Genomic DNA, 13,008 nt, shown 5'->3' with positions numbered 1-13,008 from the left:
CGGATCCAGTCGGGGCCATGACGGAGCCCGACCTCCGGAGCATCTGTCCGGCGATCACGGCCTCGCCGTCCGGCTCGTCACCCACGGCCGGGGCGAGGCCGTCCAGTCGTACGGCCGCATCCTGGTCCTCCAGGCCCCTACATGAGTTTGTCCGGGGTGATGGGGAGAGAGCGGACACGTTTGCCGGTGGCGTGGTGGACGGCGTTGGCGACGGCTGCTGCGACGCCCACGATGCCGAGTTCGCCGATGCCCTTGGCGCCGAGCGGTGTCTGCGGGTCCGGCCGGTCGACGAAGCGGATGTCGATGTCGGGCACGTCCGGCTGAGTAGGCACGTGGTACTCGGCCAGGCTGCGGTTGACGATGAGGCCCGTGCGCTCGTCGAGCAGGGTCTCCTCGGTCAGTGCCATGCCGATGCCCATGATGATGCCGCCGCGCATCTGGCTGGTCGCCTGTTTCGGGTTGACGGTCCGGCCGCCGTCGAACGCGCCGACCCAGCGCGTGACGCGCGTCTCGCCGGTGTCCTCGTCCACCCGCACCTCGCAGAAGTGCGCGCCGTAGGAGTAGGTGCCGCGCTTGACGGTCTGGTACGGCAGCGCCGACTTGCCTTCCACATCCACGGCGTCCAGCCCGGCCCTGGCCAGGATGCGCTCGTAGCTTTCGCCCCCTCCCGAGCAGAACAAGCCGCCGTCACGGGTCTCGACCTCCTCGAACGACCGTCCCGCCAGCGGCGAGTCGGTGTCGCGGACGAGTTTGAGCAGTTCACGGACCAGTTTGTCGCGAGCGGACCAGATGGCCGAGGCAAGGGTCGTGGTCGCGGCGGAGGCGCCGGGGATGCGGGTCCTGGCCACGTCGGAGTCGCCTTGCTCGAAGCGCACCCGGTCGAGGGGCAGGCCGAGACGATCGGCCGTGGCCTGGCTCTGCGCGGTCGAGGTGCCGGCGCCCAGTTCGTTGGTGCTGCTGCGGATGGTCACGGTCCCATCGGCTGAAAGGCGCAGCTTTACTCCGGCGATCAGCACGGCGTCGGGGTTGATCGCCGCGGCCATGCCGTACCCGATCAGCCATCGCCCGTCCCGCATCGCCCTGGGTGTGAGCGTGCGCTGTGACCAGCCGAACGCGTCGGCGCCGAGGGCGTACGCCTCGCGCAGGTGGCGGCTGGTGAAGCGGTTTCCGCTGGTCGGGTCGCGTTCGGGCTCGTTCCGGAGGCGGAGTTCGAGTGGATCGAGGCCGAGTTTCCAGGCCAGTTCGTCCATGGCGGATTCCAGGGCGAAGGAGCCGGGCGCCACGCCGGGGCCGCGGAAGAAGGCGTTCTGGATGCGGTCCAGGCGTACCACTTGCTGAACGGTGCGGAGGTTGGGGCAGGCGTACAGGTGGCGGGAGGCGATGACGGCGGCCTCGGCGAACTCGTCGGTGGTGCACGACGACAGGGCCTCGTGTTCGAGCGCGGTGAGCCGCCCTTCGGCGTCGGCGCCGAGCGAGATGCGGCTGCGGGTCGGGGCCCGGCCGCCGGTCATGGCGAACATGTCGGCGCGCGAGAGGACGAGCTTGACGGGGCGATCGGCGAGCTTGGCCGCCGCCACGGCGAGGGAGACGTGCGGCCAGGCCGTGGTCTTGCTGCCGAAGCCGCCGCCGATGAAGGGCGCCAGGACGCGCACCTTCTCCTCGGCCAGCGAGAACTTCTTGGCCAGCATCTCCTTGACCCCGTAGGGGTACTGCGAGGTGTCGTGGACGGTGAGCCGGTCGCCCTCCCAGTGGGCCAGGGTGGCGTGCGGCTCCATCGCGTTGTGGTGTTCGAGCGGGGTGGTGTACTCGGCCTCGACGGTGGCCGCCGCCTGGGCGGTGCGGGTGTCGCCGATCCTGCTCACCGGTTCTTCCAGTACGGCGTGCGCGGGCGTAAAAGGCTTCTGCCCGGTCATCGACAGGGCGGCGGGCCACCGCTGGTAGTCGGCGTGGATCAGCGACGCCGCATGCCTGGCCTGCTCCAGGGACTCGGCGACGACCACCCCGATGGGCTGGCCGTACCAGAAGATCTCATCGGTGTTGAGCACGGGCAGGCTCATCGCGGCGGCCCCGAGCGGGCCACGGAGGGTGGCGTAGGCGCCGGTACGTTTCATGGCGGGCGCGTTGTGATGGGTCATCACCAGCAGAACGCCGGGTGCCGGAGGGATGTGGATGGTGGTGACGCGGCCTCTGGCGATAGTGCTGCCGACCACGACGGCGTAGGCGAGGCCCGGCGGCCGGTGGTCCGCCGTGTACTGGACGGCGCCGGTGGCTTTTGCGTGGCCGTCCAGCCTGTCGGCGGGGCGGCCGAGTTCGGCGCGGCGGTGGGCCAGCGGGTCGGGCTTGCCGTCGGGGAGGAGCCTGGCCAGTTTGCCCATTGCCTTGCTGGCGAGGGTGAAGCCGCGCGAGGCGAGGCTCATGAGATGGTTCCTTTCAGCGCTCGGTGGATCAGGCGTCTGGCCAGTTCGGGCTTGAACGCGTTGTGCTCGCGCGGCCGGGCGTCCGCAAGGGCCTGTTCGGCGGCCTGGTGGATGAGGTCTTCGTCGAGTGACGTGCCGGTCAGCAGCCGTTCGGCCTCATACGCGCGCCACGGCTTGTGCGCGACCCCACCCAGCGCGATGCGAACGGAGGCCGCCCGCCCATCCTCCATCGAGACCAGCACGGCCACGCTGACCAGCGCGAATGCGTAGCTGGCCCGGTCGCGGACCTTGAGATAGACCGAGTGCCCGGGGAGGGCGGGCGGCAGGTCGATCGACGTGATCAACTCGCCGGGTCGGAGCACCGTCTCGATGTGCGGGGTGTCTCCGGGGAGGCGGTGGAAGTCCACCAGCGGCACGGGGTCGCGGCCGGCGATGTTGACCACAGCGTCGAGGGCGGCCAGGGCCACGCACATGTCGGATGGGTGCACGGCTATGCAACTCTCGCTCGCGCCGAGGATGGCGTGCATGCGGTTGAACCCGTCCAGGGCGTCGCATCCGGCACCCGGCTCGCGTTTGTTGCAGGCAGAATGCCGGTCGTAGAAGTAGCCGCAGCGGGTCCGTTGCAGCAGGTTGCCACCCACCGTCGCCCGGTTGCGCAGTTGCGGCGAGGCCCCGTTCAGGATGGCCTGGGACAGCAGCGGGTAGCGGTCGCGGATCCGGGCGTCGGCGGTCACTCGCGTGTTGCGGGCCAGGGCGCCGATCCGCAGGCCGCCCTCTGGCAGGTCCTCGATCTCGGCCAGCGGGAGCCGGCTGATGTCCACCAGCCGGTCGGGCGTCTCGATGCCCGCACGCATCAGGTCGACAAGGTTGGTGCCGCCCGCCAGGTACTTGGACTCGGCGGTGGCCACGCCGATGGCCGATGACAGGTCGGTGGCGGTGACGTATGAGAAGGGCTTCACCGGCTGACCTCTCTCACGGCCGCGAGGATCCCGTTGTACGCGCCGCACCGGCACAGGTTCCCGGCCAACCGCTCCCTGATCTCGGCGTCCGTAAGGCCTGGCGCGCCCACGGCACTCGGCACTCCGGCCTCGTACTCGGCGAGCATGGCCACGGCGGAGCAGATCTGGCCCGGCGTGCAGTAACCGCACTGCAAGGCGTCGTGACGCACGAACGCCTCCCGCATCGCCCGGCCCGCCTCGGCGAGCCCCTCGATGGTCGTGATCTCCGCGTCCTCGCACTGCACGGCGAGCACGAGGCAGGAGTTGACCCGCTCACCGTCCAACAACACCGTGCAGGCACCGCAGGCGCCCTGGTCGCAGCCCTTCTTGGTGCCGGTCAGGCCGAGGTGCTCGCGTAGACAGTCGAGCAGGCTGACACGGGTGTCGAGCTCCAGTTCGTGACGGTGGCCGTTCACCGACAACCGCGCCTTTACATACGTATTGCCAGGCACTAGACCCCCTCCGAGTCCGAGCAGGCGTTCGAGATGACTTTCACAGGACACTCCTCGGGCGGCTCAGTGGAGATGGACGCCTTCGGGCAGGTGCGCCTTGCCCTTCGGGACGAGCACGATCGCGATGAGGACGGCGATGAACGCCGTGGCCGCCGCCACCCCGTACGCCGTGGAGAAACCGCCGGCCGTGCCGGTCTCGATGCCGCGCGCGGCGACGGTGGACATGACCGCGACCCCGACCGATCCGCCGACCTCGTGGAAGGTGTTGACCACACCGGAGGCAAGCCCGGCCTCGTGGTGGGAGACGTACCCGAGCGCCGTGGTGGTGGCGGCCACGAACGTCAGAACGATCCCGCCCGCACCGATCGCCAGGCCCGTGATGACCCAGGCCGTGCCCTCCATCAGAGCGAGGACGGTCGTGCCCACGGCCGCCAGCAGTAGTCCGCCGGCGGCGGCTCCCCGCGCGCCATGCCTGTGGATGACATGCCCGGCGAGGTGCCCACCCGCCCCGCTCAGGAGCGCCACCGGCACGAACAGCACTCCGGTGACCAGCGCGGACATGCCCTGCACCCGCTGCAGGTAGAGCGAGCCGAGGAAGACCATGGCCAGCAGCAGCGCCGTGCCGGCCAGCATCAGGAACGCACCGGTGGCGACCGGGCGGCGGGCCAGGATGCGCACGTCCATCAACGGCTCAGCGGTGGCCCGCTCGACCACCGCGAACAGGACGTATCCCACCAGGGCGCCCCCGAACGCCAGCAGGGTCGAGGGCGATCCCCATCCGGCATCGCCGGCGTTGACCAGGCCGTAGATGAGGGCCGCGGTCGATCCGGTGGCCAGGACGGCGCCGGGCAGGTCGACGCGCCGCCGCCGCGCGGGACGGTCCGCCGCCACCATGCGGGGCAACAGCAGTAGCACGGCCAGCCCGACCGGGACGTTGATGAAGAACACCCAGCGCCAGCCGGGCCATGCGGTCAGCAGCCCGCCGAGCAGTGCACCCGCCGCGAATCCGGCCCCGCCGAGCGCCGCCCACGCGCCGAGCGCCTTGTTCCGTTCGGCGCCGTGGAAGGTGCGGGTGATGGTGGCCAGCGCGGACGGAGACAGCAGCGCCGCGCCCACGCCCTGGGCAAGCCGTCCCCCGATCAGTACGGGGCCGCTGGTGGCCATGCCCGTGACCAGCGAGGCGACGGTGAACAGCGTCAGCCCGATCAGCAGGATCCGACGCGAGCCGAAGGCGTCGCCGAGGCGGCCACCCAGCAGCATGAGCCCGCCGAAGCACAGCGTGTAGGCGGTGACGGCCCAGGTGAGCCAGGTGCGGTCGAGGTCGAGGCCGGAGCCGATGCTCGGCAGCGCCACGTTGATCACCGTGACGTCCAGGATCAGCATGAACTGGGCAACGCAGAGCAGCACGAGAGCGGTCCATCGCCGCGAGTTCGGCGGCGCTTGGATGCCAGTCTCAGTCACGAGAAGCTCCTTAACTCGAACAGACTTGTACGAGTTACTGTAGCCACAGATCCCCGAAAACTCGAACACGAATGTACGAATTAGAGCGACTCCGGACGCCCAGCCCCGGCCCGCGACCCTGCCGACCCGCCGAGCCAAGCCGCTCCGTGCGCCACGCGACAGCCGTCCCCTCACCCCCGGGGCGGGCTTGTGGCGGAGTGACACACGGGTGCGCGGCGGAGTTCGGTCGGCTGCCCGGTGGCCGGGCAGCCGACAGTGACGCCTAGAGCCGCTTGAGGATCTTCCTCATCTGCTCCACCTCGGCCTGCTGGGCGGCCTCGATGGTCTTGGCCAGATCCTTGGCCTCCGGATTGGAGCCCTGGGACTGCTCGGTACGCGCCATCTCGATCGCCCCGTTGTGGTGAGCGATCATGAGCTGGGCGAACTGCTTGTCGAACGCGGCGCCCTTGGCGTCCGCCAGCTTCTTCATGTCCTCCTCGGACATCATCCCGAGCATGTCATGTCCCATCCCGTGGTCCGTGCCACCGGACGGCATCGGCTTGCCCCAGGCCGTGAGCCAGCCCTGCATGGTCTGGATCTCCGGGTCCTGAGCCGCCTTGATCTTCGCCGCGAGGTCCTTGATCTCCTTGTCCGACGCCCGCGTGTCAGCCAGCTCGGCCATCTCGACCGCCTGCTGATGGTGGGGGATCATCATCTGCGCGAACATCACGTCCGCGTCGTTGAACGTCGCGCTCGGCTGGGCACTCGCCGCTGTGGCGGCCGGGGCGCTGCTGGACATGGTGGACATGTCATGCCCGCCCATGGATGCGCTGTCCGTGCCACCGCACGCGCTCAGCAGAGCCAGCGCAGCACCCGACGTAACCACGACGGCGGAGAATTTCCTGATATTCGTGAACATGGTTGTCTCTCTGGTGAATGGCGTACATGAGCCGACATCTCGGACAACCGGGAGGTCGTCCGCAGATGGTGTCTATGTACGCATCACCGAGAGCACAGCCAGGGCAGGCGCCAGGCGGCGTGGCGGCGGCCTGGCCACCCCGCCAACCCATGGCGCCCTCCCGGGTGACCCACCCAGCCACCGGCGTCCCGCGGCCCACGTCGCCGCGATCAGCAGGGCGAGAATCGAGGTCAGCACGGCCAGGCACACAGCGCTCGGATCAAGCCAGGGCATGCTGGGCGCGTTCACGGCCGGAGCCGCCCCGGCGAACTCCACGCCGCCATGTGCGCTCTGGTCCATGGACATGAGCGTGTACGAGCCGACGGAGGCGGTCTCACCGTGATGGGAGCTGACGTGCCCGAGCGTGTGCATGCCCCAGACCCCCAGGACCAGCATCACCGGCAACAGCCACCGCAGACAGGGAAGGGGCAACCGCTGGACCAGTCCAGCCATGCGCCCCCTCCTCACAACATGACGCCAATGATCAACACCCGATAGCGCCGCGCAGCTACCGACACGACTACGCCCAATAGTAGCGAAATACGTGTAGCGGAACGGCCAGCCCTGCGCCGCACCACACAGAGCGGCATGCCGCCATCCGGCTCCACCAGAGGGTCAGCATCCGCCCACCTTGACACATACCCCAGGGGTGTATATATCTCTTCTCCATACCCCCTGCGGGTATGTGTGCGACAACCCAGCCGCACGCCTCCCGCCGGCGGTAAAGCCCCAATATATACCCTACCCAGGTAGGGCATATCTGCTGGAGAGTGTCCAATGTCCGCACCATCCCCACGGCGCTGGGCGGCCCTGGCCCTGATCGCCACGGCCCAGTTCATCGTCATCATGGACACGTCGATCATCGGCGTGGCCCTCCCCCGCATCCAGGAAGACCTCGGTTTCTCCCAGGAGAGCCTGTCCTGGGTCTTCAACGCCTACGTCGTCGCCTTCGGCGGCCTCCTGCTGCTCGGCGGTCGCCTGTCGGACCTGTTCGGCGCCCGCCGGCTGTTCGGCACCGGCTGGCTCGTCCTGCTCGTCGGCTCACTCATCGCCGGCATCGCGCCCGAGGTGTGGGTCGAGTTGACCGGCCGCGCCGTGCAAGGCGTCGGCGCCGCCCTGATCGCCCCGTCCGCTCTCACCCTGCTGATGATGCTGTTCGGCCACGACCCCAAGGAGCTCACCAAGGCCCTCGCCCTGTACGGCGCGGCCGCTCCGGCCGGCGGCACCGCCGGCGTGTTCCTCGGCGGCGTCATCACCGAGTACCTGAGCTGGCCCTGGGTCTTCTACATCAACATCCCGATCGCACTGATCGCGCTGCTCGCCACCGGGCCCCTGATGCCCGCCGCCCGGCCCCAGCGCGGCACCATCGACGTCATCGGCGCGCTGACCGTCACCGCCGGCCTGGGCGCCGCCGTCTACGCCGTCGTCCGTGCCCCCGATGTCGGCTGGGGCTCCGCGCAGACCTGGCTCGTGCTCGCCGGCGCCGTGGCGCTGCTGGGCGCCTTCGTCACCATCCAGGCCCGCCGCCGCGAGCCCCTCATGCGACTGTCGATCTTCCGCACCCCGAACCTCGCCGCCGCCAACCTGACCCAACTGCTGCTCGGCGGGGCCTGGATCCCGATGTGGTTCTTCCTCAACCTCTACCTGCAGCAGGTCCTCGGCTACAGCGCCTTCCCCAGCGGCGCCGCGCTGCTGCCGATGACCGTCCTCATCATGCTCGGCATGATCGTCCTGGCCCCCCGGACCATCAACCGGTTCGGCCCCAAGGCGACCACTGTCACCGGCCTGGCCCTGCTCGCGGTGGGGATGGCCTGGCTGTCGCTGATCAGCCCGCAGGGCAGCTTCGCCGTCGACGTGCTGCCCGCCAGCCTCGTCGCCGCACTCGGCATGTCGCTGGCGTTCATTCCCTCCCTCGGCACCGCCATCTCCTCAGCCCGCCCCGAGGAGGGCGGCCTCGCCTCCGGCATCGTCAACACCAGCTACCAGGTCGGCTCGGCCCTCGGGCTGGCCGCGATGACCGCCGTCGCCGCCGCCAACGGCTCCGGCCAGCTGGGCAACCTACCCGCGCTCACCAGCGGCTTCTCCGCCGCCTTCATCGGAGCCGCCGGTATCGCCCTCGTCGGCGCCCTGCTCGCCGCGGCAACCCTGCGCACACGCGGGACCGTACACACCGAGTCCGCCGACGAAACCCCCGCCACACGGAGCTGACCCACCAGCCGCCGCATGAAAGGAGAGTCCCCATGTCCGTACACACGCTCACCGGACGCCTGGCAACCGTCAGAGAGCCGCACCGACCACCTGGAAGACCACCCGGCCCTGAAGGACCTGGACCTGGATGAGATCGCTGACGTGACCGCGCCCGGCTTCCGAACATGGGAGCCGGGCAGCACGGCTATCCCGGATAGTAAGTTCCGCCGACTGGCGCAAATTGCCGCGAACAGGCTAGCCACTCCCTTCGCTTCTGTACTATTTCGCCCCAGGTTGGAGATTTACGAGGAGGCGTCGTAGTGGCCGTGCCGGCAAGGCTTGGGCAGACAGTAATGGCCATGGCGCTGACCCTGGTCACATTGGCCACCTACCCCGGTGCCGCCGTCGCCGAGCCGTCGCCCGCCAAGGCCAGAGCCAAGCTGGTGAAGCTGAACGAGCAGGCCGACCAGGTGGTCGAGCAGTACAACCAGGCCACCGAGGCGTACAAGAGCGCCAAGAAGAAGTACGACACCCTCAACGCCGAACTGGGCCGCAAGGACGCCCGTGCCGGCGCGCTGCGCGAGGAGCTCGCCCGGCTGGCCGTCAGCGACTACCAGCTCGGGCCCTACCGCGGATGGGAACAGTTCACCGGCCAGGCGGATCCCCAGGCGATCCTGAGCAGCATGGCCTCCGTCCAGGCGATGGCGCAAGCCAGGGTGGCCAAGATCCGCGCCTACGAGGCCGCCACCAAGGAACTACGCGACCGGCGGAGCGAAGCCAAGACCGTCCTCCAGGAGGCCGAGACCGCACGCGGCAAAGTTCGTGACGAGAAGGCCAAGATCCAGAAGCTGATCGCCGAGCAGACCAAGCTCCTGCGGAGACTGGGCGGCTTCACGACCGGCGACCCCAACAGCCCCGGCATCCCCTACACCGGCCCGGCCTCCGGCAACGCCCGCGCCGCGCTCCAGTTCGCCTTCGCCCAGGTGGGCAAGCCCTACCGGTACGGCGGCACCGGCCCCGGCTCCTACGACTGCTCCGGCCTCACCCAGGCCGCCTGGCGCCAGGCAGGAGTCGCGCTGCCCCGCACAACCTGGACCCAATGGAGCTGGGGATCCGACCGCCGCGTCCCCCTGAACGCTCTGCAGCCCGGCGACCTGCTCTTCAGCAAGGGGCTGGGACACATGGGCATGTACGCCGGCAACGGCAAGATGGTCCACGCGCCCCAGACCGGAGACGTCATCAAGGTCGTCGACCTCGACGACTACTGGCGCACCCGCCTCCTCGGCGCAGTCCGCCCATAGCACTGCTTGCCCCCGGCCCCATCATGACTCCACCACCTGCCATCGGCAGATCTTCTTGGAGACCAGGCTGGCTCCGATGCGCTGGTAGAACCGCTGTGCCGCCACATTGGTCTCGGCGACCTCCCAGCGGATCACCTTGCCGTCCGAGACCTCGGAGACCGCCCGCATCAGCCGTTCCCCCACCCCGTCGCCGCGCTCCCCGGCGCATACGTAGAGGTCGTCCAGCGCGAGATAGTCGCTGCCCGACCACAGGCTGACCCTCTCGAGCCAGGACACGTAACCGATCGCCCGGCCATCCCGCTCCGCGATCAAATAGTAGATCTCAGGGCGCGTGAGCAGCTCTCCCAAGCGATCGATGCGCACGGCGATCGCGGAGCCCTGATTCTGGTGCTCAGCGAGCTCGCGCATCAAGCCATGAACGGTCGCTGCGTCATCAGCCGTCGCGCGACGGATCGACACCATGGTGAGTCCTCTTCTCAGCCGGTGGGCGGGATGTGGCGCAGCTGGAGGAGCGCCAGCACCGCCGCGCCTCCAGCGATGATCGCCGCGATGACAGCCGCCACGTTGAGCCCGCCGGCGAAAGCCTCACGAGCGGGGGCGAGCACCGCCGCGGCAAGCTCGCCGGGGAGCCCCTGTGCCGCCGAGACCGCGCCGTCGAGGCTGTCGCGGCTGGCCGCGACGGCCTCTGGTGGCAGGCCGCCGGGCAGTTCGCCGCTGATCCGGGTGCGGTAGACGGCGGCGCCGACGCTGCCGATGATGGCGATGCCGAGCGAGATGCCCAGATCGCTGCAGGTGGTGGCGAGCCCGGAGGCCGCGCCCGCCTTCTGCGGCGGCACCGAGCCCACGACGAGGTTGGTGGTCAGCGCCATGGACGGCGCGACGGCCGGATAGAGCACCATGAAGCCCGCGACCAGCAGCGGCAGCCCTCCGACCGCGCCGACCTGGGTGAGCATCAAGTAGCCGATCACCTGGACGGCCAGCCCGCCCGCGATGAGATATCCCGGGCGGACACGCCGTACCAGGATGGGGGAGACCGTCGAGACCAGCACCAGCAGGGCCGCCCCCGGCAGCACCCACAGCCCCGCCTGCAGCGGGGACAGTCCCTCCACGAGCTGCAGGTACTGCGTGACCAGCAGGTACACGCCGCCGAGTGCGATCGCCGCCAGCAGGAATACGCCCAGCGCGCCGCTGACCGCGCGGTGGGCGAACAGCCGCACGTCCAGCAGCGGCTCCGGCAGCCGCAGCTGGCGCAGTACGAACCACACACCGAATCCCAGCCCGGCCACGATGCTCACCAGCGCCGTCGCGAGCGTGCCGTCCTTGCCCAGCTCCTTGACGCCGTAGACGATGGGCAGCAGCGTCGCCAGCGTCAGCGCCACGCTGAACAGGTCGAGCCGGCCCGCCGCCGGGTTACGGGTGTCGGGCAGCAGCAGGAGAGCACCGATCGCCACCACCACCATGACCGGCACGGCCACCAGGAAGGCCGCGCGCCAGGAGAACGTCTCCAGCAGCGCCCCGCCGAGCACCGGGCCGAGTCCGGTGCCCACCGAAATGCCGCCCGACCACACACCGACGGCCACGCCCCGCTGCCGCGCGTCGGCGAACGTGGCGAAGATCAGCCCCAGGGTGGCGGGCATCTGGGTGGCGGCCGCAACGCCCAAGACGGCCCGCCAGAGGATCAGCAGAGCAGGGTCGGAGGTGTTCACGGCGGCAAGCGAAACGACGGCGAAGACGACCGCGCCGGCGATCAGCAGTCGGCGATGACCGATCCTGTCCCCCAGCGTGCCCATGGTGACCAGCAGCCCAGCCATCAGGAACCCGTAGATGTCGATGATCCACAAGGTCTGGGTGCTGGTCGGCCGCAGCTCCGCGGCCAGCTGGGGAACGGCCAGGAACAAGATGGTGAGCATCATGAACAGCAACATGGCGGGCAGGACCAGCACCACCAGCCCCAGCCACTGCTTGAGACCGGCGCTCCGGCCGTCGTCGATATCCGCGGATGTCATGAACGTGTTCCTTTGATGAGTTCTGAGAGTGAGCCATCCGGCACACTCCGCGGTTGACGATGGGCGCTCAGAGAGAAGGGCGTGAGCCGGGGTTCGGCCGACATCGTCATGACCCGCGAGGGAAGTGACGTCGTCAACGTTAGAAAGGCCCGAGCGGCCGCCGAATCAGTGAAATCGCCGGTCTCAGGCCGGTCGATCGGCGAGGACCAGCCGCATGAGCTCGGCCCGCGAGGCGATGCCGGCCTTCTGGAAGACCTTGCGCAGGTGGTAGTCCACGGTGCGCGGGCTGAGGAACAGTTGCGCGGCGATCTCCCGGTTGGTCAGTCCCTCTCCGACGGCCAGCGTGATGCGCAGTTCCTGCGGGGTGAGCGTGCTCAACGTGTCCGCCTCAGGCGTGCGGGTCCGGGCCGACTCCCCGGTGGCGCGCAGCTCACCCAGCGCGCGATCGGCCCAGGCGAGCGCGCCGAGGCGGCGGAAGGTCTCCGCCGCGGCGCGCAGGTGTTCCTGGGCCTCGGAACGTCGCCGGTCACGCCGCAGTTGCTCGCCGAACAGCAGTTCCGTCCGGGCGTGCTCCAGCGGAGCGTCGGATATGGCGTGCAGCCGCAGGCCTTCGGCGTAGTGGACGTCGGCGCCGCCGTCGGCGCGGACCAGCGCCCGGCAGCGGGCCGTGAGGGCACCGAGCTCCGGCGAGGCGATGCGTTCCGTCCAGTGCGCGTAGCGGGCCGTGGCCGCGGCGGCGCGATCCCGCTCGCCGGCACGGACCAGGGCCTCGACGAGGTCGGGGACGATTCCCATGGCCAGGTCGGAGGGCGTGTCGGCGTCCCAGCCGCCGACCGCCGCGAAGTGCCGCGCAGCTTCGCGATGCCTGCCCGCGACCAGCTCGATGAGCCCGAGCGCCCGCCTGGCGTAGAACCTGGCGTCGGCCAGGTCGCGGTCGCCCGCCTCGGCCAGCACGTCGGCGGCCAGCTCGCCGGCGTCCGGCCGCCCCCGGATGGCCGCGCACAGCGCGAGCAGCCCTCGGTTGCGGCAGGCCGTGCTCGGCTGGCCGACCTCGGCGGCGAACTGGCAGCCCTCCTCGGCGTGGGCCTCGGCGAGCTCCAGCCTGCCGCGCGAGAGCTCGTCAGCGGCCTGGTACTCGAGGTTCCACGCGAGCGCGCCGAGTGAACCGCTGTTGCGTGCCAGCTGCCCGGCATTGCGGTACAGGCGCCTGCTCAGCTCGTGGTCGCCGAGCGCGCGAGCGTTCGACACG

11 protein-coding genes are annotated in these 13,008 nt (G+C 69.9%); 2 read left to right on the top strand and 9 right to left on the bottom strand.

Annotation, left to right across the window (positions count from 1 at the left end):
- Positions 1 to 137: 137 nt before the first annotated feature.
- From ABN273_RS55535 to ABN273_RS55510, 6 genes are all read right to left on the bottom strand, one after another.
- Positions 138 to 2,417, bottom strand: coding sequence for a xanthine dehydrogenase family protein molybdopterin-binding subunit (locus tag ABN273_RS55535; protein WP_349457850.1), 2,280 nt, complete (start codon positions 2,415 to 2,417; stop codon positions 138 to 140).
- Positions 2,414 to 3,376, bottom strand: coding sequence for an FAD binding domain-containing protein (locus ABN273_RS55530; protein WP_349457849.1), 963 nt, complete (start codon positions 3,374 to 3,376; stop codon positions 2,414 to 2,416). Before ABN273_RS55530 ends, ABN273_RS55535 begins: the two co-directional genes overlap by 4 nt.
- Positions 3,373 to 3,837 (bottom strand): (2Fe-2S)-binding protein, encoded by a 465-nt coding sequence (locus ABN273_RS55525; protein ID WP_349457877.1) that lies wholly within the window; start codon positions 3,835 to 3,837, stop codon positions 3,373 to 3,375. Before ABN273_RS55525 ends, ABN273_RS55530 begins: the two co-directional genes overlap by 4 nt.
- 93 nt (positions 3,838 to 3,930) lie before the next feature.
- Positions 3,931 to 5,328 carry an MFS transporter gene (locus ABN273_RS55520; protein WP_349457848.1) on the bottom strand — a complete coding sequence of 466 codons (1,398 nt, stop codon included), beginning with the start codon at positions 5,326 to 5,328 and terminating at the stop codon, positions 3,931 to 3,933.
- Between the two features lie 262 nt (positions 5,329 to 5,590).
- Positions 5,591 to 6,226 carry a DUF305 domain-containing protein gene (locus ABN273_RS55515; protein ID WP_349457847.1) on the bottom strand — a complete coding sequence of 212 codons (636 nt, stop codon included), beginning with the start codon at positions 6,224 to 6,226 and terminating at the stop codon, positions 5,591 to 5,593.
- Between the two features lie 72 nt (positions 6,227 to 6,298).
- Positions 6,299 to 6,718: a hypothetical protein gene (locus tag ABN273_RS55510; RefSeq protein ID WP_349457846.1), complete on the bottom strand. Its 420-nt coding sequence runs from the start codon at positions 6,716 to 6,718 to the stop codon at positions 6,299 to 6,301.
- Between the two features lie 324 nt (positions 6,719 to 7,042).
- Here ABN273_RS55510 and ABN273_RS55505 point away from each other — a divergent pair, with 324 nt between their 5' ends.
- Positions 7,043 to 8,473 carry an MFS transporter gene (locus tag ABN273_RS55505; RefSeq protein WP_349457845.1) on the top strand — a complete coding sequence of 477 codons (1,431 nt, stop codon included), beginning with the start codon at positions 7,043 to 7,045 and terminating at the stop codon, positions 8,471 to 8,473.
- 338 nt (positions 8,474 to 8,811) lie between these two features.
- The gene (locus ABN273_RS55500; protein ID WP_349457844.1) at positions 8,812 to 9,753 is read left to right on the top strand and encodes a C40 family peptidase; all 942 of its coding nucleotides are present in this window, start codon (positions 8,812 to 8,814) and stop codon (positions 9,751 to 9,753) included.
- Between the two features lie 21 nt (positions 9,754 to 9,774).
- Here ABN273_RS55500 and ABN273_RS55495 read toward each other — a convergent pair whose 3' ends face one another.
- The 3 genes from ABN273_RS55495 to ABN273_RS55485 all read right to left on the bottom strand — a co-directional run.
- On the bottom strand, positions 9,775 to 10,215 hold the full coding sequence (locus ABN273_RS55495) for a GNAT family N-acetyltransferase (protein ID WP_349457843.1): 441 nt from the start codon (positions 10,213 to 10,215) through the stop codon (positions 9,775 to 9,777).
- A gap of 14 nt (positions 10,216 to 10,229) precedes the next feature.
- Positions 10,230 to 11,759: an MFS transporter gene (locus tag ABN273_RS55490; protein ID WP_349457842.1), complete on the bottom strand. Its 1,530-nt coding sequence runs from the start codon at positions 11,757 to 11,759 to the stop codon at positions 10,230 to 10,232.
- Between the two features lie 183 nt (positions 11,760 to 11,942).
- Positions 11,943 to 13,008: LuxR C-terminal-related transcriptional regulator (locus tag ABN273_RS55485; protein WP_349457841.1), on the bottom strand; the 1,066-nt coding region annotated here is incomplete at its 5' end.

This window comes from Nonomuraea sp. B19D2 (genome assembly GCF_040137845.1).
In the GTDB taxonomy this organism is placed as follows: domain Bacteria; phylum Actinomycetota; class Actinomycetes; order Streptosporangiales; family Streptosporangiaceae; genus Nonomuraea.
The sequence above is the reverse complement of the archived record's forward strand: the minus strand, read 5'-3'. Positions and strand labels throughout refer to the sequence as shown.

Coding starts and splice junctions, on each gene's coding strand:
- ABN273_RS55510 (WP_349457846.1), bottom strand. CDS start 6,718: ATGGCTGGACTGGTCCAGCGGTTGCCCCTTCCCTGTCTGCGGTGGCTG.
- ABN273_RS55495 (WP_349457843.1), bottom strand. CDS start 10,215: ATGGTGTCGATCCGTCGCGCGACGGCTGATGACGCAGCGACCGTTCAT.
- ABN273_RS55500 (WP_349457844.1), top strand. CDS start 8,812: ATGGCGCTGACCCTGGTCACATTGGCCACCTACCCCGGTGCCGCCGTC.
- ABN273_RS55535 (WP_349457850.1), bottom strand. CDS start 2,417: ATGAGCCTCGCCTCGCGCGGCTTCACCCTCGCCAGCAAGGCAATGGGC.
- ABN273_RS55505 (WP_349457845.1), top strand. CDS start 7,043: ATGTCCGCACCATCCCCACGGCGCTGGGCGGCCCTGGCCCTGATCGCC.
- ABN273_RS55490 (WP_349457842.1), bottom strand. CDS start 11,759: ATGACATCCGCGGATATCGACGACGGCCGGAGCGCCGGTCTCAAGCAG.
- ABN273_RS55515 (WP_349457847.1), bottom strand. CDS start 6,226: ATGTTCACGAATATCAGGAAATTCTCCGCCGTCGTGGTTACGTCGGGT.